The organism is Pseudomonas sp. SWI44, assembly GCF_002947915.1.
GTDB lineage: Bacteria > Pseudomonadota > Gammaproteobacteria > Pseudomonadales > Pseudomonadaceae > Aquipseudomonas > Aquipseudomonas taiwanensis.
In genome coordinates, this window is the sequence record NZ_CP026674.1 from 3,667,709 (window position 1) to 3,693,472 (window position 25,764).

At 62.2% G+C, this 25,764-nt stretch carries 22 protein-coding genes; 4 read left to right on the forward strand and 18 right to left on the reverse strand.

Features of this window, described 5'->3' with window-relative positions; genetic code table 11:
• The first annotated feature begins 161 nt into the window (after positions 1-161).
• Both lptF and lptG read left to right on the forward strand, forming a co-directional pair.
• Positions 162-1,277: an LPS export ABC transporter permease LptF gene (lptF, locus tag C4Q26_RS17290; protein ID WP_023382119.1), complete on the forward strand. Its 1,116-nt coding sequence runs from the start codon at positions 162-164 to the stop codon at positions 1,275-1,277.
• Positions 1,270-2,331: an LPS export ABC transporter permease LptG gene (gene lptG / locus C4Q26_RS17295; protein WP_023382118.1), complete on the forward strand. Its 1,062-nt coding sequence runs from the start codon at positions 1,270-1,272 to the stop codon at positions 2,329-2,331. The genes lptF and lptG overlap by 8 nt, the downstream gene beginning before the upstream one ends.
• Before the next feature lie 256 nt (positions 2,332-2,587).
• Here lptG and C4Q26_RS17300 read toward each other — a convergent pair whose 3' ends face one another.
• From C4Q26_RS17300 to arcD (C4Q26_RS17355), 12 genes are all read right to left on the reverse strand, one after another.
• Positions 2,588-3,076: an RDD family protein gene (locus C4Q26_RS17300; protein ID WP_023382117.1), complete on the reverse strand. Its 489-nt coding sequence runs from the start codon at positions 3,074-3,076 to the stop codon at positions 2,588-2,590.
• A gap of 92 nt (positions 3,077-3,168) precedes the next feature.
• On the reverse strand, positions 3,169-3,381 hold the full coding sequence (locus C4Q26_RS17305) for a cold-shock protein (protein WP_003257941.1): 213 nt from the start codon (positions 3,379-3,381) through the stop codon (positions 3,169-3,171).
• Positions 3,382-3,727: 346 nt separating this feature from the next.
• Positions 3,728-4,849 (reverse strand): glycine cleavage system aminomethyltransferase GcvT, encoded by a 1,122-nt coding sequence (gene gcvT, locus C4Q26_RS17310; RefSeq protein ID WP_104883347.1) that lies wholly within the window; start codon positions 4,847-4,849, stop codon positions 3,728-3,730.
• A 26-nt stretch (positions 4,850-4,875) separates the two neighbouring features.
• Entirely contained in the window at positions 4,876-6,252 is a 1,377-nt protein-coding gene (locus tag C4Q26_RS17315) for an L-serine ammonia-lyase (RefSeq protein WP_023382115.1), read from the reverse strand.
• A 132-nt stretch (positions 6,253-6,384) separates the two neighbouring features.
• On the reverse strand, positions 6,385-9,240 hold the full coding sequence (gene gcvP, locus C4Q26_RS17320; RefSeq protein WP_027906578.1) for an aminomethyl-transferring glycine dehydrogenase: 2,856 nt from the start codon (positions 9,238-9,240) through the stop codon (positions 6,385-6,387).
• A 10-nt stretch (positions 9,241-9,250) separates the two neighbouring features.
• Positions 9,251-9,634, reverse strand: a complete 384-nt coding sequence (gcvH, locus tag C4Q26_RS17325; protein ID WP_023382113.1) for a glycine cleavage system protein GcvH — start codon at positions 9,632-9,634, stop codon at positions 9,251-9,253.
• Between the two features lie 289 nt (positions 9,635-9,923).
• The gene (locus C4Q26_RS17330; RefSeq protein ID WP_023382112.1) at positions 9,924-11,432 is read right to left on the reverse strand and encodes a sigma-54-dependent transcriptional regulator; all 1,509 of its coding nucleotides are present in this window, start codon (positions 11,430-11,432) and stop codon (positions 9,924-9,926) included.
• Between the two features lie 192 nt (positions 11,433-11,624).
• Entirely contained in the window at positions 11,625-11,993 is a 369-nt protein-coding gene (locus C4Q26_RS17335; protein ID WP_023382111.1) for a DUF5064 family protein, read from the reverse strand.
• 57 nt (positions 11,994-12,050) lie between these two features.
• Entirely contained in the window at positions 12,051-12,980 is a 930-nt protein-coding gene (gene arcC, locus C4Q26_RS17340; protein WP_023382110.1) for a carbamate kinase, read from the reverse strand.
• A 155-nt stretch (positions 12,981-13,135) separates the two neighbouring features.
• Positions 13,136-14,146 carry an ornithine carbamoyltransferase gene (locus C4Q26_RS17345; protein ID WP_023382109.1) on the reverse strand — a complete coding sequence of 337 codons (1,011 nt, stop codon included), beginning with the start codon at positions 14,144-14,146 and terminating at the stop codon, positions 13,136-13,138.
• A 69-nt stretch (positions 14,147-14,215) separates the two neighbouring features.
• A complete protein-coding gene (gene arcA / locus C4Q26_RS17350) occupies positions 14,216-15,469 on the reverse strand; it encodes an arginine deiminase (protein ID WP_023382108.1) in 1,254 nt (417 codons plus the stop codon).
• A gap of 33 nt (positions 15,470-15,502) precedes the next feature.
• The gene (gene arcD / locus C4Q26_RS17355; RefSeq protein ID WP_023382107.1) at positions 15,503-16,930 is read right to left on the reverse strand and encodes an arginine-ornithine antiporter; all 1,428 of its coding nucleotides are present in this window, start codon (positions 16,928-16,930) and stop codon (positions 15,503-15,505) included.
• A 429-nt stretch (positions 16,931-17,359) separates the two neighbouring features.
• Between arcD (C4Q26_RS17355) and arcD (C4Q26_RS17360) the strand changes: the two genes are divergently transcribed.
• Entirely contained in the window at positions 17,360-18,787 is a 1,428-nt protein-coding gene (gene arcD, locus C4Q26_RS17360; protein WP_104881319.1) for an arginine-ornithine antiporter, read from the forward strand.
• Here arcD (C4Q26_RS17360) and C4Q26_RS17365 read toward each other — a convergent pair.
• From C4Q26_RS17365 to gap, 6 genes are all read right to left on the reverse strand, one after another.
• The gene (locus tag C4Q26_RS17365) at positions 18,767-19,189 is read right to left on the reverse strand and encodes a YbaN family protein (protein WP_023382105.1); all 423 of its coding nucleotides are present in this window, start codon (positions 19,187-19,189) and stop codon (positions 18,767-18,769) included. The genes arcD (C4Q26_RS17360) and C4Q26_RS17365 overlap by 21 nt on opposite strands.
• Positions 19,190-19,242: 53 nt before the next feature.
• Entirely contained in the window at positions 19,243-19,839 is a 597-nt protein-coding gene (locus tag C4Q26_RS17370) for a biliverdin-producing heme oxygenase (RefSeq protein ID WP_104881320.1), read from the reverse strand.
• 143 nt (positions 19,840-19,982) lie between these two features.
• Positions 19,983-22,574, reverse strand: coding sequence for a TonB-dependent receptor (locus tag C4Q26_RS17375; RefSeq protein ID WP_104883348.1), 2,592 nt, complete (start codon positions 22,572-22,574; stop codon positions 19,983-19,985).
• Between the two features lie 178 nt (positions 22,575-22,752).
• Complete coding sequence (locus tag C4Q26_RS17380; RefSeq protein WP_104883349.1) at positions 22,753-23,715, reverse strand: FecR domain-containing protein; 963 nt, start codon at positions 23,713-23,715, stop codon at positions 22,753-22,755.
• Positions 23,716-23,806: 91 nt separating this feature from the next.
• Complete coding sequence (locus C4Q26_RS17385; RefSeq protein WP_104883350.1) at positions 23,807-24,319, reverse strand: RNA polymerase sigma factor; 513 nt, start codon at positions 24,317-24,319, stop codon at positions 23,807-23,809.
• A 188-nt stretch (positions 24,320-24,507) separates the two neighbouring features.
• Positions 24,508-25,509: a type I glyceraldehyde-3-phosphate dehydrogenase gene (gene gap / locus C4Q26_RS17390; RefSeq protein ID WP_023382100.1), complete on the reverse strand. Its 1,002-nt coding sequence runs from the start codon at positions 25,507-25,509 to the stop codon at positions 24,508-24,510.
• Between gap and C4Q26_RS27900 the strand changes: the two genes are divergently transcribed.
• Positions 25,508-25,702, forward strand: a complete 195-nt coding sequence (locus C4Q26_RS27900) for a hypothetical protein (RefSeq protein WP_148299931.1) — start codon at positions 25,508-25,510, stop codon at positions 25,700-25,702. The genes gap and C4Q26_RS27900 overlap by 2 nt on opposite strands.
• Positions 25,703-25,764 lie beyond the last annotated feature (62 nt).

Here is a 25,764-nt window from a genome sequence, read left to right on the forward strand (position 1 = left end):
CTTCATGCGCGGCCAAGTGACAGGCGCGGTCAATCACAGGATAATGCGCGCACTTTTATGGAGGTTCGCCTTTGGCGAACCAGCATTGGTCTGGCTGTACTACGTCATAGTCTGGCGCCATTGTTTGGCAGTCCGCCCCTGACAACCCAGGAGTGTCTGGTTTGATCGTCTTTCGTTATCTGTCCCGCGAGGTCCTGGTGACCTTGAGCGCCGTCAGCGCTGTGCTGCTGGTGATCATCATGAGCGGGCGCTTCATCAAGTACCTGGCCCAGGCCGCCCAAGGCGTGCTCGACCCGAGTGTACTGTTCCTGATCATGGGTTTCCGCCTGCCGGGTTTCCTGCAGCTGATTCTCCCACTGGGCCTGTTCCTCGGCATCCTGCTGGCCTATGGCCGGTTATACCTGGAAAGCGAGATGACCGTGCTGTCGGCCACCGGCATGAGCCAGCAGCGCCTGCTGGGCCTGACCATGGCCCCGGCGGCGCTGGTGGCATTGCTGGTCGCGTGGCTGAGCCTGAGCCTTGCGCCGCTGGGCGTTGCCCAGGTGCAGCAAATCATCAGCCAGCAGGACGCGCTGACCGAATTCGACACCCTGGTGCCGGGGCGTTTCCAGACCTTGCGTGATGGCTCGCGGGTGACCTACACCGAGCAGCTTTCGGACGACCGCATCAACTTGGGTGGCGTGTTCATCTCCGAGAAACGCTTCAACCAGGACAAGACCAAGGACCGCGCTCCTTCGGTGCTGGTCGCCGAGAAAGGTCACCAGGAAGTGCAGGCCGACGGCAACCGCTACCTGATCCTGGAAAATGGCTATCGCTATGACGGCAACCCTGGCCAGGCTGACTACCGTGCCATCAAGTACGACACCTACGGCGTATTGCTACCCAAGCCTGAAGTCAGCGAGGAAGTGACCGAGCGCGAAGCGATCCCGACCTCCCAACTGATCGGCCAGAAAGGCCTGCGTGAGCGCGCCGAGCTGCAATGGCGTCTGTCGCTGCCGATCCTGGTGTTCATCGTGACCGTGCTGGCAGTGCCGCTGGCCAAGGTCAACCCACGCCAGGGCCGCTTCCTCAAGCTGCTGCCGGCGATTCTTCTGTACATGGCCTACCTGACGATGCTGATTTCCGTACGTGGCGCCCTTGAGAAGGGCAAGTTGCCGATTGGCCTGGGTATCTGGTGGGTGCATGGACTGTTCCTGCTCATCGGCCTGGGCCTGATGTATTGGGAACCGCTGCGTCTCAAGCGCGCTGCCCGTCGTGCGGAGGTGGCCCATGGCTAAGCTCGATCGCTATATCGGCCAGAGCGTGCTGCTGGCCATTCTGGCGGTGCTGGGGATCATCCTCGGCCTGGCCTCGCTGTTTGCCTTCATCGACGAGATGGGCGACCTGAGCGACACCTACACGGTGATGGAGGCAGGTAACTTCGTCCTGCTGACCGCACCGCGTCGTCTGTACGAAATGCTGCCGATGGCCGCGCTGATCGGCTGCCTGGTCGGCCTGGGCAGCCTGGCCAGCAGTAGTGAGCTGACCATCATGCGCGCCGCTGGCGTTTCCATCGGCCGTATCGTCTGGGCGGTGATGAAGCCGATGCTGGTGCTGATGCTGGTGGGCCTCCTGATTGGCGAGTACGTGGCGCCGGTCACCGAAAACAAGGCCCAGGCCGACCGTTCCCTGGCCCAAGGCGGGGGAGAGGCACAAAGTTCCAAGCGCGGCATGTGGCACCGTCAGGGTGACGAGTTCGTGCACATCAACGCCGTGCAGCCCAACGGCCTGCTGCTGGGCGTGACCCGTTACCGCTTCGACAACGAGCGCAAGATCATCACGTCGAGCTTCGCCCGCCGTGCGCAATACAACCAGGATCACTGGGTGCTCAGCGACGTCAGCACCACGTATTTCCGTGGCGACCACACTGAAGTGGTGAAGGCGCCGCAGGAGCGTTGGGATGTCTCGGTCACGCCGCAACTGCTCAACACCGTGGTGCTGGCGCCTGAATCGCTGTCGATCACCGGGCTGTGGGACTACATCCATTACCTGTCCGACCAGGGCCTGAACAACGCGCGTTACTGGCTGGCGTTTTGGACCAAGGTGCTGCAGCCGGCGGTGACCGCGGCGCTGGTGCTGATGGCGATTTCCTTCATCTTCGGCCCACTGCGCTCTGTGACCCTGGGACAGCGGGTATTTACCGGTGTGCTGGTGGGCTTCGTGTTCCGCATTGGCCAGGACCTGCTTGGCCCTTCGAGCCAGGTGTTCGGCTTCCCGCCGCTGCTGGCGGTGGTGATCCCCGCCGGTATCTGTGCGGTGGCCGGTTTGTGGCTGTTGCGCAGAGCTGGTTGAGGTCAGTGGTGCATGCCGTGAGTGTTGCGGTGTGTGCCGGATCGAGCGCCGCCCGCGCGGCGCATCGCGAGCAAGGCTCGCTCCTACAGACGCCCGCGATACTGTGCCTTGCACCAAAGCGGTCGCGCGCAAATCCCACAGGTGTAGCTGGCCCGAAATAACCGTAGGAGCGAGCCTTGCTCGCGATGCGCCGCGCGGGCGGCGCTCGACCTATCGGACACCCTATCCTTCACGGCCTACACCCGAACGCTACCGATCAATTCTTCTGCTTCGGCACCCGCACCAACTGTGTCTCGGAATAGATGTCATGCCAGCCGCGCTTGCGCTTGTCGATCAGCGCCCAGAAGAACCCCATCCCCAGACACAGCCACGAAGCGATCGACACCACGAAGCGCAACAGCGCCTGCCACAGGCTAATGGCGCTGCCATCGGCGTTCTGTACCCGCACGCCCCACACCTGCATGCCCAGGGTTTGCCCGCCATGGGTCCAGAACTTGGCGAAGAAGCCGAACAGCGCGAACAGCAGAATCGTCGACAGCAGCGGGTCTCCATCCAGTGCGCCGGCATCGGTCAGTTCACGCATGCGGGCTTCACCGATGATGCTCATCTGGATCATCTTGTAGGCGCCTGCGGTGACGATCAGCAGGGCCGTACACAACAGAAAGTCATAGAACATCGCCGCCAGGCGCCGGCCGAGGCCTGCGGGTGGGAAATCTCCCTGGGGTGTGAGCAGAGGCTTGGACATGCGTTGCAGCTCCGAATGGCGAAGCCGGTATTCTACGGGCAAAAAAAAGCCCCTGCACTTGGCAGGGGCTTTTCTTCGAAGTCGGGTTCGGCTTAGCCGGCGACCTGAACCTTGTCAGCCTGCATGCCTTTCTGGCCTTGCACGGCTTCGAAGGTGACCTTTTGGCCTTCTTTCAGGCTCTTGAAGCCGTTGCCTTCGATAGCGCGGAAGTGTACGAACAGATCCGGACCGCTTTCTGGGGTGATGAAGCCGTAACCTTTCTCGTCATTGAACCACTTGACGGTACCGTTCTGACGCTCAGCCATTGTCTTATTTCCTATGAAGCTTAAATTTTTAATGACAGTTTCTTTCACATAATTCGGGGTGAAAGAGTACTGGGCTGGGTTGCAGGAAAGTAAGAGACGTCGAACGGGTTGTAGCAAATTGCGGCTACTGGCCCAGGTCACGAACTGTTGCGACCCATGCAAACACAGTGCTGTGACTCTACGCCAACTCCCGAGAGAAAAACAAGCCCTTCGCACTGTAGGAAATCAGCGATTTGCCGATAACCGACCAAATTGTCGGAAACGGCATGGCGCCTGGCCTGGCGCCATGTTCAAAAGTTATTGGACAGGTTCGAAAACGAATATGTCGAACCTCTCCCAAGGGCTTTCAACCGCGATAGTAACGTTGCGGAACAAAAGGCATTTTGCTGACTTTCAGGGCAACCTGCTTGCCGCGGACAACGGCAAACAGAGGCGTATCGATAGCGCTGTGTTCGTTATCGACATAACCCATGGCCACCGGTGCACCGAGTGTCGGACCAAAGCCGCCGCTGCATACCTTGCCGACAGTCTTGCCGTTGGCGTCGACAATCTCCGCCCCTTCACGTACCGGAGTGCGTTCCTGGGGAAGCAAGCCGACCCGCTTGCGTGCCACGCCTTGCTGCTGTTGGGCATAAACCCGTTCGGCACCGGGGAAACCACCTGCGCGTGCACCGTCGGCGCGGCGGACCTTGGAGATGGCCCATAGCAGGCTGGCTTCGACCGGCGTGGTCTCGGTGTCCATGTCGTGGCCGTACAGGCACAGCCCGGCTTCCAGGCGCAGCGAGTCCCGCGCACCCAGGCCGATAGGCTGCACCTGCGGCTCGGTCAGCAGGCGGCGGGCCAAGGCTTCGGCAGCGTTGACTGGCACCGAGATTTCATAACCGTCTTCACCGGTATAGCCCGAGCGGCTGACGTAGCAGTCTTCACCCAGCAGCTTGACCGAGCGCAACTGCATGAAGGTCATGTCGGCCACTTCCGGCGCCAGGCGTTTCAGCACCTCGACGGCGGTCGGGCCTTGCAGGGCCAGCAGGGCACGTTCCTCGAACAGCGGTTGCACCTCGCAGCGGTTACCGATGTGCGCTTGCAGGTGAGCCAGGTCCTGGTCCTTGCAGGCAGCGTTGACCACCAGGAACAGCACATCGTTGCCCAGGTTGGCGACCATCAGGTCATCGAGGATGCCACCTTGGGCGTTGGTGAACATGGCATAGCGCTGCATGCCTACTGGCAGGTCGACGATGTCCACGGGCACCAGGGTTTCCAGGGCTTTGGCCGCATCGCTGCCGCGCAGGATGATCTGGCCCATGTGCGAAACATCGAACAGGCCGGCCTGCTCGCGGGTGTGCAGGTGCTCCTTGAGCACGCCCAGTGGGTACTGCACTGGCATGTCATAGCCGGCGAACGGCACCATGCGCGCGCCCAATTCGAGGTGCAGAGCGTGCAGCGGGGTCTTGAGCAGTGTTTCGGACATCGATGACTCCTTAGTTGTTTGTCGGGTCAACATTCGATGATGTTGACGGCCAGACCGCCTCGGGCGGTCTCCTTGTACTTGCTTTTCATGTCGGCGCCGGTCTGGCGCATGGTGCGGATGACCTTGTCGAGTGACACGTAGTGCTGCCCGTCTCCGCGTAAAGCCATGCGCACCGCGTTGATGGCCTTCACCGAGCCCATGGCGTTGCGTTCGATGCAAGGCACCTGGACCAGACCGCCAATGGGATCGCAGGTCAGACCCAGGTTGTGTTCCATGCCAATCTCGGCGGCGTTCTCCACTTGCTGCGGGGTGCCGCCCATCACCTCGCACAAGGCACCGGCCGCCATCGAGCAGGCGACCCCGACCTCGCCCTGGCAGCCAACCTCGGCGCCCGAGATCGAGGCGTTCTCCTTGTAGAGGATGCCGATGGCAGCGGCGGTGAGCAGGAAGCGCACCACGCCGTCCTCGCTGGCACCGGGGATGAAGCGCATGTAGTAATGCAGCACCGCTGGGACGATGCCTGCTGCGCCGTTGGTCGGCGCAGTGACCACTCGCCCGCCGTAGGCGTTTTCTTCGTTCACCGCCAGGGCATAGAGGTTGACCCAGTCGAGCACCGACAGCGCATCGCGCAGGCTGGCTTCCGGGTTGCTGCTCAGTTGACGGTACAGCGCCGGGGCCCGGCGCTTGACCTTCAGCCCGCCGGGCAGGATGCCCTCATGGCGGCAGCCGGCCGCGACGCAGTCCTGCATCACTTGCCAGATGCGCAGCAGCCCCGCACGGGTCTCGGCTTCCGGGCGCCAGGCGGACTCGTTGGCGAGCATGACCTGGCTCACCGGCATCTGCTGTGCGACGCAATGACCGAGCAGCGCCTTGGCGGTCTTGAAAGGGTAGGTGAGGACCGTGCGGTCCTCGACGATGCGGTCGTGGCCTGCCGCGTCCTCATCGACGACGAAACCGCCGCCCACCGAGTAGTACTCCCTGCTGCGGATTTGCAATCCGGCTGCATCGAAGGCGCGGAAGATCATGCCGTTGGGGTGATATGCCAACGGTTTACGGATCATCGCAAGGTGCTGTTTTTCGATGAACGCGATGTCGTGCTCGCCCAGCAGGCGCAGTTGACCGCTGTCGCGGATCGCTTGCAGGCGGGCGGGGATGGATTCGGTATCGACGGTATCGGGGTGCTCGCCTTCAAGGCCGAGCAATACCGCTTTGTCACTGCCGTGGCCCTTGCCGGTGGCGCCTAGCGAGCCATACAACTCGGCCTTGACGCTGACAGTGTGGCTCAACAGGTCGTCGCGGCGCAGCCCTTCGGCAAAGCGCGCGGCGGCGCGCATCGGGCCGACCGTGTGGGAGCTGGAGGGGCCTATGCCGATCTTGAACAGGTCGAAGACGCTCAATGACATGGTGGTTCCTCCTGAAGATTGTGCGACTGGTGTGCCGCCCGACCGCGACACAAGGCCGCTCCCCGCTCTTTGTCGGAGCGGCCTTGTGTCGCGATGGGGCCGCGACGCGACCCCTGAGTGCCACAGGCCGCCTCAGGCGTCCTGGTAGCTCTCGATCGACGGGCACGCGCAGACCAGGTTACGGTCGCCGAACACGTTGTCGACCCGGCCTACGGGCGGCCAGTACTTGGCCTCCACCAGGCTCGGCAGCGGGTAGACCGCTTGCTCGCGGCTATAGCCGTGAGCCCACTCGCCCACCAGCTCAGCTGCCGTGTGCGGGGCGTTCTTCAGCGGGTTGTCGTCCTTGTCCAGGCTGCCGTTTTCCACCGCGCGGATTTCCTCGCGGATCTGGATCATCGCATCACAGAAGCGATCCAGTTCTTCCTTGGATTCACTTTCGGTCGGTTCGATCATCAGCGTGCCAGCCACCGGGAAGGACATGGTCGGCGCGTGGAAGCCGAAGTCGATCAGGCGCTTGGCCACGTCGTCGACACTGATGCCACTGGTGTCCTTGAGCGGGCGCAAGTCGAGGATGCACTCGTGGGCGACCAGGCCATTGCCGCCGGTGTACAGAACAGGATAGTGCTCTTCCAGGCGGCGGGCGATGTAGTTGGCATTGAGAATGGCCATCTGCGAAGCACGCTTGAGACCGGCACCGCCCATCATGCGGATGTACATCCAGGTGATCGGCAGGATGCTGGCGCTGCCGAACGGCGCGGCGCATACCGCCCCTTCGGTGTTCTCGAGCGCGGCATGGCCTGGCAGGAACGGTGCCAGGTGCGACTTGACGCCGATCGGGCCGACACCCGGGCCGCCACCGCCGTGGGGAATGCAGAAGGTCTTGTGCAGGTTCAGGTGCGAAACGTCGCCGCCGAACTTACCTGGGGCGCACAGGCCGACCATGGCGTTCATGTTGGCACCGTCGATGTACACCTGGCCGCCGTTGTCATGGATGATCGCGCAGATTTCGCCAATCGCTTCCTCGAACACGCCGTGGGTCGACGGGTAGGTGATCATGATCGCGGCGAGGCGCTCGCGGTGTTCGATGGCCTTGGCGCGAAGGTCTTCGACATCGACGTTACCGCGGGCATCGCAGGCGGTGACCACCACGCGCATGCCGGCCATGTGGGCGGTCGCAGGGTTGGTACCGTGGGCCGACGAAGGGATCAGGCAGATGTCGCGGTGGCCTTCGCCACGGCTGCGGTGATAGGCGCGGATGGCCAGCAGGCCTGCGTACTCGCCCTGGGAACCGGCGTTAGGTTGCAGCGACACGGCGTCGTAGCCAGTGGCGGCGCACAGCATGGCTTCCAGCTCGGTGGTCATCTGCAGGTAGCCCTGGCTTTGCTCGGCGGGGGCGAACGGGTGCAGGTTGCCGAACTCGGCCCAGGTGACCGGGATCATTTCACTGGCGGCATTGAGCTTCATGGTGCACGAGCCCAGCGGGATCATGCTGCGGTCCAGCGCCAGGTCTTTGTCGGCCAGGCGACGCAGGTAGCGCATCAATTCGGTTTCGCTGTGGTAGCGATTGAACACCGGGTGCTGAAGAATCGCCGATTGACGCTGCAGCGCAGCCGGCAGGCGCGAGCCGGTGCTGGCGGCGAGGGCGGCGAAGTCAGGCTGGACCTTGTCGCCAGCCAGCAGTTGCCAGAGGGCTTCGACGTCAGCCTGGGTGCTGGTTTCGTCAAGGGACAGGCCCAGGTGGCCGGCGTCGATCTGGCGCAGGTTGATGCGCTGGGCGCGGGCTTTTTCATGCAGGTTGGCAGTGGCAGCACCGGTGGCCAGGGTCAGGGTGTCGAAGGCGGTCTCGCCCAGCACCTCGATGCCCAGGCTCTTCAGGCCGGCAGCCAGGATCGCGGTCAGCGCATGGGTGCGCTCGGCGATGCGCTTGAGGCCTTCCGGACCGTGGTAAACGGCGTACATGCTGGCGATGTTGGCCAGCAGTACCTGAGCGGTGCAGATGTTGCTGGTGGCCTTCTCGCGGCGGATGTGCTGCTCGCGGGTTTGCATGGCCAGGCGCAGGGCAGTCTTGCCGAAGCGGTCGATCGATACGCCCACCAGGCGGCCCGGCATGTCACGCTTGAACGCGTCACGGGTGGCGAAGTAGGCCGCGTGCGGGCCACCGAAGCCCAGCGGCACACCGAAGCGCTGGGCGCTGCCGATGGCGACGTCGGCGTCGAACTCGCCAGGCGGGGTCAGCAGGGTCAGGGCCAGCAGGTCGGCAGCAACGGCAACCAGCGCGTTGGCGGCGTGCAAGCGCTGGACCAGTTCCCGGTAGTCGAACACTTCACCGTTGCTGGCCGGGTACTGCAGTAGGGCGCCGAAGAAGGCACTGACATCGGTCAGTTCACGTTCGTCGCCAACCACGATCTCGATGCCCAGTGGCTCGGCACGGGTGCGCAGCACGTCCAGGGTTTGCGGGTGGCAATGGCGGGAGGCGAAGAAGGCATGGCTGGCCTTGTTCTTCGACAGGCGTTTGCAGAAGGTCATGGCCTCGGCAGCGGCGGTGGCTTCGTCGAGCAGGGAGGCGTTGGCGATCGGCAGGCCGGTGAGGTCGCTGATCAGGGTCTGGAAGTTCAGCAGCGCTTCCAGGCGGCCCTGGGAGATTTCTGGCTGGTAAGGGGTGTAGGCGGTGTACCAGGCCGGGTTCTCCAGCAGGTTGCGCAGGATCGGTGCCGGCGTGTGGGTGTTGTAGTAACCCTGGCCGATATAGCTCTTGAACAGCTGGTTCTTGCCGGCGATGGCTTTCAGTGCGGCGAGGGCGTCGGCTTCACTCTGGCCGTCTTCGCTGCCCAGCACGCTGGTGCCCTTGATGCTGTCGGGGATGACGGCGGCGGTCATCGCTTCCAGCGAGTCGAAGCCCAGGCTGGCGAGCATGGCTTGCTCGTCGGCGGCGCGGGGGCCGATGTGACGGGCGATGAATTCGTTGGCGGTGCCGAGGTTGATGGTCATGGTCGGTTCCTCAGGCGTCGTCGTTGGCTTTGATCAGACGGTCGTAGGCGTCCTGGTCGAGCAGGGCAGCCACTTCGCTCATGTCGGCGGGGACGAAGCGGAAGAACCAGCCCTCGCCCAGCGGATCTTCGTTGACCCGCTCGGGGCTGTCGTTGAGGCCTTCGTTGACGGCGACCACTTCACCGCTCAGGGGCATGTACACGCCGCTGGCAGCCTTGACCGATTCGACGGTGGACGCTTCGGCGCCTTTGTCGTACGACTGCAGCTCCGGCAGTTGCACGTAGACCACATCGCCAAGGGCGTTCTGAGCGTAGGCAGTGATGCCCACGGTGACGCTGCCATCGGCTTCGACGCGCAGCCATTCGTGATCTTCGGTGAAACGCAACTCGCTCATGGGAATTCCTCGGGAAGCAGGGCGTTGGGCGCGGTGGCTCCGCGCTCTTGGGGTTGGAATTCCCTTAGCAAATATGCGGCCAGTATTTAAAAATTCATTTAAATCAAAGACTTGCGCGATTACAGAAATGTTTCTGACATTTCGGTGGAATGAAAACGCTACAGAAGGCGTGGGTAGCAAAAGGGTTGGCGGATCAAACCCTTGCGTAGTGGCATTTGCAGGAGGGTGTATTGGTTTCGATACGGTGTATTGATTTCGATACGGAACAGTCGCAACGCCCAGGCCAGGTTCAGGCTTTGCTGGGTATGCCGTACTTGCGCAAGCGCTGGGCAATTGCGGTATGCGAGGTTTGTAGTCGTCCTGCCAGTTGCCGGGTGGAGGGGTAGCTTGCGTACAAGCGCTGCAACAGTTCGCGCTCGAAATCTCCCACCGCCTGCTCAAGGCTGGCCACGTCGCCATCCTGCCCCCGCGCCACCGAGGTACCGGCGATGTCCAGATCGCCAATGTCTACCAGGTTACCCTCGCAAATGGCGGCGGCGCGAAAGATCACGTTCTGTAGTTGGCGCACGTTGCCTGGCCAAGGGTTGGCCAGCAGCGCCGAATGGGTGGCGGGCGCCAGGCGGCATGGCGGGCGCTGGATCTGGGTGCAGGCCTGCTGCATGAAGAAGTGGGCGAGCATCAGGATGTCCTGGCCACGTTCGCGCAGGGGAGGCACCTGCAGGTTCAGCACGTTCAGCCGGTAGAACAAGTCTTCGCGGAAGCTGCCTTCGGCCACCATGCGTTCCAGGTCGCGGTGAGTAGCGCTGATGATGCGTACATCGACCTTCACCTCGCGGTCACCGCCGACCCGGCGGAAGCTGCCATCGCTGAGAAACCGTAGCAGCTTGGCCTGTAGGTAGGGTGACATCTCGCCAATTTCATCGAGGAACACCGTGCCTTGGTTGGCCAGTTCCATCAGCCCCGGTTTGCCGCCGCGCTGGGCCCCGGTGAAGGCGCCCGGGGCGTAACCGAACAGTTCGCTTTCGGCCAGGCTCTCGGGTAGCGCAGCGCAGTTCAGGGCCAGGAAGGGCGCCGCATGGCGACTGCTGATCGCGTGACAGGCGCGGGCCACCAGTTCCTTGCCGGTACCGGTCTCACCGTGGATCAGCAACGGTGCGTCCAGGGTTGCCACGCGCAAGGCTCGGGCCTTGAGGGTGCGGATCACCGGGGACTCGCCGAGCAGAGCGTCGAAGCCTTCGGCATGGTCGTGGTGCAGGGCCGAAAGCCGCTCACCCATGCGGGTGGGTGGGTACAGGGTCAACAGGCCGCCGGCATTGGTGATCGGCGTGGCGTCCAGCAGCAGGCTCTGGCCGTTGAGCTGCATTTCGCGCATCGGCAAGTGGAAGTTATTGTCCAGCAGGGCCTGAAGCAGCCCCGGATCCCCGAACAGCTCCCCCACTGAGCGGCCAGCCGATTCGCGCCCGCACAGGGCGATCAGGGCGGGGTTGGCCAGCAACACCTTGCCGGCGCTGTCGACAGCCAGCACCGGGTCGCTCATTGCCGCCAGCAGGGCATCGAGTTGCAGGTGGCGGCGTTGGCCGGGGAGGATGTCGACGACCTCCACCGACTGCACGCCACGGACTTCGAACAGCGCGTCGTGCAGCTCTTCCAGTACAGCAGGGCTGAGGGTCGGCGCGTCGATGTAGACGTTCGGCGGGACCATCTCCACGGCGTCCAGATTGAGGTTGCGGGCACCGAGCAGGGCCAGGACTTCCTGGGTGATGCCGACGCGGTCGATGAAGCTGACGTGGATGCGCATGGGGGGCAGAGCTTGTGGCCGTGGAGGGCGGTAGTATGCCTTGGGAGGGGGATTAAGCCCAATCGCCACGACGGGCCAGCTGCCACAGGTATTCCGCATTATCTGAAGCGGCGGAGCACCTGTGGGATTGGCTGTCGTGCATTGGCTGTACCGGCGGCGTCGCCGGTAAGCGGGCTCCTGCGCGGCTTGCGGTCATTCCAGGTGTTCTGGCTTGATCGGGTCGCCCGATTTCACGTCCAGCTTGATGCGAATGTCTTCGAACATCGCGTCGTAGATCTTGTGGGGCGAAGAGAGCGTCTCGAATTTCTTCGGTGGGGGAAGGTGTGCCTGCGCTTTACGGCTCAGTACCATGAGAAAGCTGGGCAGCACCTGGTCTTTGGCCAGGAAGAACTTTTCATCGACATCCTTGCCCTCGATGCTGCCATGCATGCGGAACTGGATGCCCCGGCCTTCCCGTGGGTCCTGCGATGCTTCGTACTCGATGTTGAGGTCGTAGCTGTGGTCATTCTTGTTCAGCGCGTCGCGCTCGATATGTACATGACCTGGCTTGAACTGAGCCATGGCGAAATCCTCTGGAAGGTTGATAACGGCGGGCACCGTAGCACCCGCCGACTGCCATCAACGGTAGCTGATTCCCGGCGTAGCGGTGCTCACCCGCGTGCCGGCGGTGCCTTTGACGATGTCTTCGATGTTCTCCAGCGAGCTGATCACTGCCACTTTGCCGGTATGACGGGCGAAATCACAGGCGGCCTGGACTTTCGGTCCCATCGAGCCGGCAGCGAAGCCCAGGCGTTCGAGTTCGTCGGGATGCGCCTGGGCAATGGCTTTCTGCGTCGGCTTGCCCCAGTCAATGTACGCCGCATCCACATCCGTGGCGATTATCAGAAGGTCGGCATCCAACTGTTCGGCCAGCAGCGACGAGCACAGGTCCTTGTCGATGACAGCTTCGATGCCTTTGAGCTTGCGATTTTCATCGTACATGGTGGGGATGCCGCCACCGCCGGCGCAGATCACGATGCTGTTCTTTTCCAGCAGCCACTTGATCGGACGAATCTCGAAAATGCGCTTGGGTTTCGGGCTGGCCACCACACGGCGGTACTTGTCGCCGTCGGCCTTTACCACCCAGCCCTTTTCCTTGGCCAGGCGTTCGGCTTCTTCCTTGCTGTAGACCGGGCCGATGAACTTGGTCGGGTCCTTGAAGGCCGGGTCGTTGGCGTCGACTTCCACCTGGGTGAGCAGGGTGGCGAAAGGCACTTCGAAGGCCAGCAGGTTGCCCAGTTCCTGTTCGATCATGTAGCCGATCATGCCTTCGGTTTCGGCGCCCAGCACATCCAGTGGGTAGGCTTCATCGGGTTTGTAGGCCAGCCCCTGGAGTGACAGCAGGCCGACTTGCGGGCCGTTGCCATGGGCAATGACCAATTCGTTGCCGGGGTGAATCTTGGCGATCTGTTCGGTGGCGGTACGGATATTGGCGCGCTGGTTGTCAGCGGTCATGGGCTCGCCGCGGCGTAGCAGGGCGTTGCCGCCCAATGCAACAACGATACGCATGGGGAATGTCCTTTCATGTAAAGAGGTGAGTGAAGCTCAGGGGCTGGACACCGCCCCCTGTGGGCACCGGTTTACCCGTGAATGCGTGAGCAGCATCCGTGGCGAATCCGGGACTGACGCTTTCGCGGGTGAACCAGCGCCCACAGGGATTGCGGTTAGAGATCAGCCAGGGTCGACACCAGAATCGCCTTGATGGTGTGCATGCGGTTTTCTGCCTGTTCGAAGGCGATGCATGCTGGCGACTCGAACACGTCCTCGGTCACTTCGATACCGTTGGCCAGGTGTGGGTACTGTTCGGCGATCTGCTTGCCAACCTTGGTCTCGGAGTTGTGGAACGCCGGCAAGCAGTGCATGAACTTGGTCCGTGGGTTGCCGGTGGACTTCATCAGTTCCTTGTTCACCTGGTAGGGCAGCAACTGCTTGATACGCTCGCCCCAGGCTTCGACAGGTTCACCCATCGACACCCAGACGTCGGTGTGCACGAAGTCCACGCCCTTGACCGCGGCTTTCGGGTCTTCTGTGAGGGTGATGCGAGCACCGCTTTCTTCGGCGTACTTGTGGCAGCGTTCGACCAAGTCGTCGTGGGGCCACAGGGCCTTGGGCGCAGCGATGCGTACGTCCATGCCGAGCTTGGCACCGATCAACAGCAGCGAGTTGCCCATGTTGTTGCGGGCATCGCCCAGGTAGGCGTAGCTGATGTCGTGCAGCGGTTTGTCGCTGTGCTCGCGCATGGTCAGCACGTCGGCGATCATCTGGGTCGGGTGGTATTCGTCGGTCAGGCCGTTGAAGACCGGAACGCCCGCGAACTTGGCCAGTTCTTCGACGATCTCCTGCTTGAAGCCCCGGTACTCGATGGCGTCATACATGCGCCCAAGCACGCGGGCGGTGTCCTTCATGCTTTCCTTGTGGCCGATCTGCGACGAATTGGGGTCGATGTAGGTGACGTTGGCGCCCTGGTCGTAGGCGGCGACTTCGAAGGCGCAGCGGGTACGGGTCGAGGTCTTTTCGAAGATCAGGGCGATATTGTTGCCCTTCAAGTGCTGCTGCTCGGTGCCGGTGTACTTGGCGCGCTTGAGGTCGCGGGACAGGTCCAGCAGGTACTTCAGCTCGCGGGTGGTGTGGTGTTCCAGGCTGAGCAGGTTGCGGTTGTGGATATTGAACGCCATGACAGTTTCTCCTTGAGTTCGGTGATGTTCCGGCCACCACCTTGTGGGGATGGCCGGGCGTGATGGACGTTAGTAGTCGATGGGGTCGCGTACGATCGGGCAGGTCATGCAGTGGCCACCGCCGCGGCCACGGCCCAGTTCGCCGGCGCTGATGGTGATGACCTCGATCCCGGCCTTGCGCAGCAGGGTGTTGGTGTAGGTGTTGCGGTCGTAGCCGATGACCACGCCGGGCTCGATCGCCACCACGTTGTTGCCGTCATCCCACTGCTCGCGCTCGGCGGCGAAGCTGTTGCCGCCGGTCTCGACCACACGCAGCTTGACGCCCAGGTGCTCGCCGACCACCTCGATGAACGACTTGTTCTCGCGACGCACGTCCATGCCGTATGGCTTGCTTTCGTCCGGGCGGATGATGAACGGCACGATCTCTTTCACCACTTCCGGGAAGACTGTGACCAGGTCGCGGTCGCAGAAGCTGAAGACGGTGTCCAGGTGCATGGCGGCGCGGGATTTCGGCAGGCCGGCGACGATCACTTCCTTGACTGCGCCCTTGGCGAACAGGCTCTGTGCCAGCTGGCCGATGGCCTGGCGCGAAGTGCGCTCGCCCATGCCGATCAGCACGATGCCCTTACCAATCGGCATCACGTCACCGCCTTCGAGGGTAGACTGGCCATGGTCCTTGTCCGGATCGCCGTACCACACCTGGAAGTCGGCACCGGTGAACGCCTTGTGGAATTTGTAGATGGCGGTGGTCAGCAGGGTTTCCTGGCGTCGCGCCGGCCAGTACATCGGGTTCAGCGTCACGCCGCCGTAGATCCAGCAAGTGGTGTCGCGGGTGAACTGGGTGTTGGGCAGTGGCGGCAAGATGAAGCTGGAGTGGCCCAGGTATTCGTTGTACATCTTGACCACTTCGGCACCTTCGGTATCCGGCAGGTCCTGGCCGGCCACGCCGCCGATCAGGTACTCCGCCAGGCGCCGAGGTTCAAGCCCTTCGAGCCAGTGGCGTACTTCGTTGGTCAGCCCCACACCGACAGTGTCTGGAGTGATCTTGCGGTCGAGGATCCACTTGAGGGCCTCTGGTTGCTGCACGATGTCGGTCAGCAGGTTGTGCATTTCCAGTACATCCACACCGCGCTCGCGCATCTTGGTGACGAAGTCGAAATGGTCACGCTTGGCCTGTTCGACCCAGATCACGTCATCGAACAGCAGCTCGTCACAGTTGCTTGGCGTCAGACGCTGGTGCGCCAGGCCGGGCGAGCACACCATCACTTTGCGCAGTTTGCCGGCTTCGGAGTGGACACCGTACTTCTGTTTTTCAGCGGACATGGTTTCATTCCTCCAATTGAACGAAGACGTGGATCAAAGCGTCAGGAAGCCGTCATACAGGCCATAGGCTGCCACCAGAGCACCGATGACCACGGCGGCGAAGATCAGCTTTTCCACGTTGGTGAAGACAGGTCGGCCAACTTCACGCTTGGCCTTGGCGAACAGGATCACGCCCGGGGCATACAGCAGCGCCGAGAGCAGCAGGTATTTCACACCGCCGGCATACAGCAGCCAGATGGCATACAGCAGCGCGATGGCGCCGATGATCAGGTCTTTCTTGCGTTCGGCCAGGGCCTGTTCATAGGTTTCGCTACGCAGGGCCAGCAGGAAGGCATAGGCCGCCGACCACAGGTAAGGCACCAGGATCATCGAGGTGGCGAGGTAGATCAGCGACAGGTAGGTACTGCTCGAGAACAGCGTGATTACCAGGAAGATCTGCACCATGGCGTTGGTCAGCCACAGGGCATTGGCCGGCACCTGCTTGGCGTTCTCGCGGCGCAGGAACTCCGGCATGGTGTGGTCTTTGGCGGCGGCGAACATGATTTCGGCGCACAGCAGTACCCACGACAGCAGGGCACCGAGCAAGGAGATGACCAGCCCGACGCTGATCAGCACGGCACCCCAGTGGCCGACTACATGCTCGAGCACCGCAGCCATCGATGGGTTTTGCAGCTTGGCCAGCTCTGGTTGGGTCATCACGCCCAGCGACAGCACATTGACCAACACCAGGAACAGCAGCACCGTGATGAAACCGATGACAGTGGCCTTGCCGACGTCCGAGCGTTTTTCCGCACGAGACGAGAAGATGCTTGCGCCTTCGATGCCGATGAACACCCAGACGGTGACCAGCATCATGTTGCGCACCTGATTCATCACGCTGCCAAGCTCTGGCGTGCCCAGGGCCCAGATGTCGGCGGTGAAGATATCGAGCCTGAAGGCGAACAGGCAGATCAGGGCGAACAGCACCAGCGGCACGACCTTGGCCACCGTGGTCACCAGGTTGATGAACGCCGCTTCCTTGATGCCGCGCAGTACCAGGAAGTGTACTGCCCAGAGCAGGACCGACGCGCCGACGATGGCGGCAGGCGTATTGCCTTCGCCAAAGATCGGGAAGAAGTACCCCAAGGTACTGAACAGCAGGACGAAGTAGCCGACGTTGCCCAGCCAGGCACTGATCCAGTAACCCCAGGCCGAGGAGAAGCCCATGTAGTCGCCAAAGCCCGCCTTGGCGTAGGCGTACACCCCGCCATCCAGGTCAGGCTTGCGGTTGGCCAGGGTCTGGAACACGAAGGCCAGGGTCAGCATCCCCACGGCGGTGATGGCCCAGCCGATCAACACGGCACCGACACCGGCGCTGGCCGCCATGTTTTGCGGCAGCGAGAAGATGCCGCCGCCAATCATCGAGCCGACGACAAGTGCAACTAACGCACCAAGTTTTAGTTTTCCGGACGAATCAGACATTTAACAACTCCTACCAGGAGAAAGTTGACGTCAGAGTAAATCTGACGCCTGGATCATTAGCTGACGTGGGTCAGCTGATGACGACGTGAAGTGGGAAAATTCCTTCACGTAGCTCCTGGAGCGTGCCGACAGCTCTGCTGCAGGCCTCGTGCGCTGGCACCTCCATGTCTTTCTAGAGCAAACGCTCTGTTCAGCCTGCGAAGTCTGAAACTAGCCGCTTTTGCCGCTTTCGCAAATTTTTCACGATAATTTCGAGTGCTATCACTTTCTTTTCTGGCGACCTCTCAATGGCGGTTTTTTCCGCAGGCTTGGCATAGACAACGCAGTTCTGAGTGCTATAGCTTTAATGGCTTGCGCTCATATAAACCGGCTTTGTTATATGAGTGTGTAGCTGTTTCAAATGAATGACAGCGCACAAGAAGGAGGCCCATGAGCGAACCGGGACAAAAGCTGCGCCTTGGCGCATTGATCGCGTTGGTGGTCGGTTCGATGATTGGTGGCGGCATCTTCTCGCTGCCGCAGAACATGGCGGCCCGCGCCGATGTCGGTGCCGTGCTCATCGGTTGGGCCATCACTGCCGTGGGCATGCTGGCGTTGGCCTTCGTGTTCCAGACGCTGGCCAACCGCAAGCCGGAGCTTGACTCTGGGGTGTACGCCTACGCCAAGGCGGGCTTTGGCGAGTACATGGGTTTCTCCTCGGCCTGGGGTTACTGGATCAGTGCCTGGCTGGGCAACGTCGGCTACTTCGTCCTGCTGTTCAGCACCCTGGGCTTCTATTTCCCCGTGTTCGGCGAGGGCAACACGCCGGTGGCCATCGGTTGCGCCTCGCTGTTGCTGTGGGCGGTGCACTTCCTGGTACTGCGTGGCATCAAGGAAGCGGCATTCATCAACCAGGTGACCACGGTGGCCAAGGTGGTGCCGTTGCTGATCTTCATCGTGATCGCCGCCTTCGCTTTTCGCGCCGACATCTTTACCCGCGATATCTGGGGCTTGAGCAACCCGCAGTTCGGCAACGTGCTGAACCAGGTGCGCAACATGATGCTGGTGACGGTGTTCGTGTTCATCGGTATCGAAGGCGCCAGCGTGTACTCCGGTCGTGCGCAGCGCCGTTCGGATGTCGGCAAGGCCACGGTGATCGGCTTTCTCGGCGTACTGGCGCTGTTGGTGTTGGTGAACGTGCTGTCTCTGGGGGTAATGACCCAACCAGAACTCGCCGGCCTACAGAACCCGTCGCTGGCATCGGTTCTCGAGCATATCGTCGGGCCGTGGGGGGCATTGCTGATCAGTATCGGCCTGGCGATCTCGCTGCTTGGGGCCTTGTTGTCCTGGGCCTTGTTGTGCGCCGAGATTCTCTACGCCACGGCGCGGGACAAGACCATGCCGCGATTCCTGGCGAAGGAAAACGCCAACCACGTGCCCGCAAACGCGCTTTGGCTGACCAACTGCATGATCCAGGGCTTCCTGCTGATTACCCTGTTCTCGGCCGGTACGTATACCAGCCTGATCTACCTGGCATCGTCCATGATCCTGGTGCCGTACCTGTGGTCGGCGGCTTATGCGGTGTTGCTGGCGCTGCGTGGTGAAACCTATACCGGCCAGGGCGCACTGCGGCGCAAGGACCTGCTGGTGGCGATGGTGGCGCTGCTCTATGCGATCTGGCTGCTGTATGCCGGTGGGCTCAAGTATTTGCTGCTGTCGGCGCTGCTGTATGCCCCGGGGGTGATCCTGTTCGCCCGCGCCAAGCGAGAGCAGGGGGAGGTCTTGTTCACCACCTGGGAAAAGCTGATTTTCACTGCCGTGCTGGTGGGGGCGGGGTTGGCGGCGTATGCCCTGTATTCAGGGTTGCTGAGCCTGTGATGCTTCAGTGTCGAGCGCTGCTGCTCGCTCGGGGCGTGACCAGATCCACAGGTTGCCGAGCGTCATGCCGGTAATGGCCAGGAACACCGGCCAGCGGTGTTCGAGAAAAATCAGCATCAAGGCCGCACACACCAGCATGCTGAAGGTGGCGCTGATCTTGGCGCGACGCTGGATCACCTTGCCATTGCGCCAGTTGCGCAGAATCGGCCCGAACACCCCATGATTCTCCAGCCAGGCCGAGAGGCGCGGGGAACTGCGGGTGGCGGCCCAGGCGGCCAGGAGAATGAATTCGGTGGTTGGCAGACCGGGAATGACGATCGCGACCAGGCCGATGCCCAGGCTGACATAAGCCAGGGTGGCGTAAAGCAAGCGGGACAGTTTCGAGCGGGCAGGTCGTGTCATGGTCTCACTGCGAAAAACGGTTGGCCACCGCAAGGGTGGCCGGGTAGAGCGTATCAGGCCAGCGCAGCATCGGCGGCGTAGGCGTGCTTAAGCAGTTCGGTGAAGCGTTCGAATGCCGCGACAGCACCGCGTTCGACAGCAGCATCTTCCTCGGCCGACAGCTCCAGGCCATCGAGTATACGCGTGAATTGCTTCCAGCCTTCGGCGCGACCGCCGACCGGCTCACCCAGGTGACGTGCGCCGAAATGGTCGGACAACCCCAGCGCCACGGCGCGCTTGATCAGAAACGCGGCGCCCAGTTTGGAGCCTTCGGAGACGAAGATCCAGCCCATGGCTTCACCCAGGCTGGGGTTTTGCAGTGCACCGGGCGCTGGCGCTGGCACCGGCGTATCGAGGTCAGCGAGGTCCAGCCTGGCCTGCTCGGCGCGGCAACGCGCGGCGAGGTCCGGGACGATGGCGATCAGTTTCGGATCGTTGTACAGCGCCTGCAGTTCGGACTGGAACAGGTACTGGGCAGCGACGAAGCGGGCGAAGCTTTCGCGGGTATCGAACGGTGCGTGGGATTGGACCAGGGCGTCCAGATCGGAGTGGGGGGCCTGGGTTACTTGGTTCAGTCGCTTGGAGCGCAGGGCTGGGCGTTCGGTGGTCATGGGCAATCCTTGGGAAATTTGGGCTTCTAATGACATAACGAAGCAGCGTGCATTGGAGCGTAAACGTTTTTGTCAGTGATGGCCCTATCGCCGGCAAGCGGGTTCTTGCAGGTGCCGTGCGATAGGGTAACCAAAACGGGTGATCAGATGTCCCAGACCACATTGATGGCGAAGTTACGCCCCGGCATGGTGAGGCGATCGAGGTTGGCCGGCTGGGTCACCGCCGCTTCGCCCTGGCCGTCGTAGCTGCGTACCGAATCCCACTGCCAGTACTTCTTGTCGGTGAGGTTATACAAGCCGGCGTTGAGGGTGACGTCGTCGGTCACTTTGTAGAAGCCGGTCAGGTCCAGGACACCGTAGCCTGGTGTGCGGAATTTCGTGCTCGAACCGTCCGGAGCATAGAAGGCGGTGTCGTCCACGCGAGTCTTGCGCTTGACCAGCGTCCAGCTCAGCAGGCCGCCGAAATTCGGCTGCTCGTAACCCAGTCCGAACACACCGGTCAGCGGGTTGACGGTATTCAGCGGTTGGCCGGTGTCGTCGTTGCGACCATAGGCATAGGCGATCGACGTCTGGGTGTACAGGCCCTGCGGCGCGCCGAAGTGGTCCAGGTTCAAGCGGCCCTTGAATTCGGCGCCCTTGATGGTGGCATGCCTGATGTTGTTGGCCTGGAAGGTCTGCTCCAGGTTGGCGCTTTGCACGGCGTCCTCATCGATGAAGTCGCGGTACTTGTTGTAGAACACCGCCACATCGAAGTGACCGGCATCGAAGTTGCCGCGCAGGCCGGTCTCGTAGCTCTTGCTTTTTTCCGGCTCAAGCCCAGGGTTGCCCTTGACGCTGTAGCCCAGGGTCTGGTTTTCGAAGCGGCCATACATGGACTTGGCGGTCGGTGTGCGGAAGCCTTCGGCGTATTGGCCGTACCAGGTGTAGTTGTCATTGAAGGCATAGGTGATGCCGAACTTGGGCGACACGCGGTGCCACTTCTTGTCCGAGTCGTCGCTGTCGGTAGGTGCCGAGGTGCCGGAGCCTTGCAGGCCGCGCAGGTACGCTGCGGTGAACTTGGGCTCCATGCGGGTGTAGTCATAGCGAGCGCCGGGCATGAACGTCCAGTTGTTCCAGCGGATCTCATCCTGGGCGAACAGGCTGTAGGTGTTGACGGTTGGGTCCGGGAAATCGCTGACCAACACCTGGCCGTCACGCGAACTGTCCTGGCCGACGAAGGTGCAGGAGCCTCCGATGTTGAGGCAGGTGCCGGTGCCGCTGCGCGAGCCGGTGACCTTTTCGTGTTTCACGGTGGTGCCGTATGTCAGCACGTGGTCGGTCTGGCCGAGGCTGAAGGCCTTGTCCAGCTGCGCATCGAACACCCACTGGCGGTCCTTGTAAGTGGTCTGGCGTTCGCGCATAACTTCACGGCCCGATGCCGCGTACAGTTCGTCGGTGCGCTGGTCGGTCTTGGCGATTTGGTAGTTCAGGCTCCACTTCACATGGTCGGCGACCAGGCTGTCGAGACCGAACTGGTGATCGATGCCGAAGCGTTCCCGGGTGATGGTGTCGTTACCCTGACGCATGCGATAGGCGTTCATGCCGCCGAAGCCCGGAATGAACGGTCCGCCCACGGCGCTGAGGATATTCTGGTCGCGGTCATCCTTGTAACGCTCGTAGGTGAAACCCAGGCGTGCATCGTCGGCATAGTCCCAGCCCAGTTTGGCCAGCACGTTGGTGGTACGCGCATCCTGCGGGTTGGCTTCGGTGCGGTCCAGGCCGGTGCCGCCGTGGCTGCCGTAGGACTCGGTCTCGTGGCCATTGCGCTGGCTCAGGTGCAGCAGAGCGTCGAAATCGCCCTGGCGACCGGCCACCGTGGCGGAGGTCAGCCAGCTGTCGTCGGCCGAGCTGTAGCCGGTCTTCAGGCGCACACCGGCGTCCTTGCCGGGCTTGATGATGTCGTCCGGGTCGAGGGTGAAGTAGCTTACCGCGCCACCGATGGCGTTGCTGCCGTACAGCACTGAGGCTGGGCCACGCAGAATCTCCACCCGCTTGACGATCTCTGGGTCTACATAATTGCGCTGGGTCTGAGCGTAGGGGCCATAGAAGAAACTGTCGGGAATGGACACGCCATCGACCTGGGTGAGGATGCGTTCACCGTCGATGCCGCGGATGTTGTAGCCGTTCAGGCCACTGCGCTGGCCGGTGCCAGCCACCGAAACACCTGGCTCGTAGCGCACCAGGTCCTGGATGTTGTTGACGTTTTGGCGGTCCAGCTGTTCACGGTTCTGCACGGTCACGGTGCTGGGCACCTGGCTGACTTCCTGGGCGCTGCGGGTGGCGCTGACGGTCAACTGCTGCAGGGCGATGGCCTTACCGGCCGACTGGCGCTCGAGCACCACGTTGCCGTTGCCGATCTTGCGAAAGCCCAGGCCGGTGCCATGCAACAACTGCTTGAGCGCAGCATCTGGCGGCAGAGAGCCTTGCACGCCTGGGGAGGCGATCCCCTCGGCCAGCGGCGCGCTGAACCCGACCTGCCACCCGGTGACCTGGCTGAACGCATTGATCGCCGCCACCAGCGGTTGCTGGGCAATGTCGAAGCGGTAGTCGCCCATGCGCGGGCTACTGGCTTGGGCCGGCTCGGCGGCCAGCGCCGGCAAGCAGCAGGCGCCGCTGGCAAGCAGGGCCAGGGTCAGTAGGGACAATTGCCCGGTACGGCGGGGAAGGGTGGACGGACGAGCTGGGGCTGTGGACATCGAAAGCGCTCCCTGACGCGCGAACTGTTATAGGTGATGTCTGTTCTTGTTTTTAAACAAGAATCAGTTGCATTGGCTATAACGTGACGGGCGGGGTGCTGCGATCGCGTAAAAATAATCTGGCCGTCGGTGATTCGGCTTGGCGACGGATTGCGGCGATGGGGCCAGGGCAGGATTTCTAGTTGAGAATGACCAGGGCCGGGTACTCATGCAACTGGGCCGACGTGATATGAGCCAGGGCACGCAAGGTTTCCAATGGCTGATCGAGGCGGTAGTTGCCAGTGACGGCTACATCGTCCAGCTGGCTGTTGCGGTTGATGATCCAACCGGGGTAGTAGCGCCGGACCTCCGCCAGCACCTGGCTCAGTGGGCAGTTTTCGAACACCAGGCGGCCGTCGACCCAGGCCAGGTCCTTGTCCATGTCTGGACGTTGGCGCTGGCCGAACCCCTTGGGGCCGACACTGATGCTGTCGCCAGCATTGAGGCGGATACGCTGGTCGCTGGCAGCCAGCAAGTCCACATCGCCACGCTGGACGCGCACCTGGGCTTCGCCATCGAGGTAGCGTACGGCGAAATCGGTGTCCCGCACCTGGGCGCGTAGTGGGCCTGCTTGCACTTCCAGCGGCAGTTGGGCGCCGCCGGGTACCTGGAAGTAAGCCTCGCCTTGTAGCAGCCGCGCGATCGACCGGCCGTCGCGCTGGTCGCTGGCCAAGGCTGAATGGGTGTTGAGCAGCACCTTGGCGCCACCGTCCAATGCCAGCCGCTGACGTTCGCCAACCACGGTCAGATGATCGGCTTGCAGGCGTATCGGCAGGTTGCCGAAGGCGAACAGACCCACCATCAGGACGGCAGCGGTGGCCAAGGGTTTCCAGTGACGTCGCAGGCGCCCATGCAAGGAGCGGCGCTGCTCCTGGTTCAGTTGCAGCGCCGCCTTGCGCAAAGCGGCACCATTCCACAGCGCCTCTGCTTCGACATAGGCCTCGGCGTTTTCCGGCGCGGCGCTCAGCCATGCCTCGAAGGCACGGGTATCGTCTTGGTCAGCGCATTGCAGGCGGATGAGCCAGTCCAGCGCCTCGTCCATGGCACGGGCACGGGCGTCAGGCCCGGCAGGTGACGAGTGAGTGACGGGGCTGTCGGTCACGGGTAATCCTTGAAATGATTTTCCACGAATGATCAAGGCTTGGGTCAGGCATGGCAAGGGCCTGGCCGTGCCAATCAGGCGGGCGGTCGGCTTACTTGAGGCGGTCGGCCACACCCATGCAGATGGCCATGATCAGCTTCAGTTCCTTCTGTACCGTGCTGGCCGAGACGTTCAGTTGCTCGGCGATTTCCAGGTAGCTGGCGCCCTGCAGGCGGCTGAGAATGAAGATGCGTTGCTGGCGAGGGGTAAGCTGGCCAAGGCTCACGCTCAGGCGTTTGAGCATCTGTTCGGCGTAGGCGGCGTCTTCGCTGCTGCTGGTCGGTGCGGCGACGTTGTGCAAGACCTCTTCGGGCACGTCATCGACCAGGGTACGCGACTGCATCCGGCGCGTACGCAGGTGGTCCAGTGCCAGGTTGCGCGCGGTCTGGAAAACGAACGGTTCCAGGTGTTCGATGGGACGCTCGCTCAGAGCACGGGAAACCCGCAGGTAGGTTTCCTGCAGCAAGTCCTCGGCGGTGCTGGGGTTGCCCACCATGCGCTGCAGGGTGCGCAGCAAGCTAAGGCGCTGAACGAGGAAGACGGAGTTGAACCGGGACTGACTCACGGTGGGACCTGGCCGATGAAAAGTTAATGATAATGCTTATCATCCGCTCGCAGGGTCAAGCCCGAAAGTGTTAGTAAAAGGTAAAGATTGTCGGCAGTGCAGTTAAATGAGTTGCTGTAGAGGCCTCTCGCGAGACAAGCCTGCCTGCTCCCACTGGGAGCAGGCTTGCCGGCGACACGGCCGAGGGATCAGCGCGCGCTGCACAAAGCCAGGCAGTTATCCAGCATGCGGTTGGAGAACCCCCACTCGTTGTCGTACCAGGCCAGTACCTTGAGCATGCGTCCGTTGGCGCGGGTGTGGTTGGCGTCGAAGATCGACGACAGCGGGTTATGGTTGAAGTCGCACGACACCAGCGGCAGGGCGTTGTAGCCCAGCACCTTGGAATGCCGGCTCGCCTCCAGGAACAGTTGGTTGACCTCGTCGCTGCTGACCTCGCGCTTGAGGTTGACGGTGAGGTCGACCAGCGACACGTTGATCACCGGCACTCGCACGGCCATGCCGGTGAGCTTGCCGGCCAGTTCCGGGAGTACCAGGCCGACCGCTTCGGCCGCGCCGGTCTTGCTCGGAATCATCGACTGGGTGGCCGAGCGTGCCCGGTACGGGTCGCTGTGGTACACATCGGTCAGCACCTGGTCATTGGTGTAGGCGTGGATGGTGGTCATCAGCCCTTGCTCGATGCCGAACTCACGGTGCAGCACCTGGGCGATCGGCGCCAGGCAGTTGGTGGTGCACGAGGCATTGGAGATGATCTGGTGCGAGGCGCGCAGGATGTCGTGGTTGACGCCATAGACCACGGTGGCATCGGCGCCCTTGGCCGGTGCCGAGACAATCACCTTGCCGGCTCCCGCGGCCAGGTGGGCAGCCGCCTTGGCCCGTTCGGTGAACAGGCCGGTGCATTCGAATACCACGTCGATCGCTTCGGCTTTCCAGGGCAGTTCGGCCGGGTTGCGGATGGCACTGACGGCGATGCGGTCGCCGTTGACCGTGATGCTCTCATGGTCTGCCTCGACGATGGCGTCGAAGGTGCCATGCACGCTGTCGTATTTGAGCAGATGGGCGTTCATCGCGCTGTCACCCAGGTCGTTGATGGCGACGACCTGCAAGTCCTGGCGGTAGCCTTGGGTATACAGTGCGCGCAGGACATTGCGCCCGATGCGGCCGAATCCATTGATCGCGATACGAAGGGTCATGGCATTACCTCTGGCAGTCCGAGTGAAGCTTGTGGCAAAAAGGAGCTTCACTGAAACGGTTTTGTTGTTGGAATTACAAGATTATTCACTGGCAGATAGAAAACAAGCCTTTTTGATGGCAGTATTTTGTTTAAATATACAACGAGTGGTTGGGAAAGCCCCTTTGTCGATGCGTCAGGCCCTGTTTCCATGAGCCTAGGTGGCAATCGTTTGAAGGGGAAATGCCCCGGTAAACCGCCCTTACCGTTAGTCTGG